The sequence below is a fragment of the Paenibacillus sp. F024 genome, from assembly GCF_057814255.1.
In genome coordinates, this window is the sequence record NZ_JBVASZ010000150.1 from 1 (window position 1) to 292 (window position 292).

At 45.5% G+C, this 292-nt stretch carries 1 pseudogene; it reads left to right on the plus strand.

The features are described 5' to 3' along the window. Positions 1 to 123 precede the first annotated feature (123 nt). A pseudogene (locus ACZYR9_RS27750) lies at positions 124 to 292 on the plus strand (IS110 family RNA-guided transposase); the annotation flags it as partial.

Here is a 292-nt window from a genome sequence, read left to right on the forward strand (position 1 = left end):
CCCATTATAATTCCTGTAGAACGAATAATTTGATCTTTGCAAAAAAACGAGCGCCTCGGTACGATGGGGTTGCTCACGAGGTCATATCCTCAAAAAACCCATCATCCAGGAGGTCGCTCTACTATGCAGTTTAAGTTACAAGATAAGCAAAATCAACTCATTGAAAACATTTCCTCTTTGCATTTAGTCGTCGGAGTAGATATTGCTCAGGAGGCTCACGTAGCTCGCGCGGTCAGCTATCGGGGAATTGCGATCGGATCACCGCTGGAGTTTGGTAGCAACGAAGAAGGCT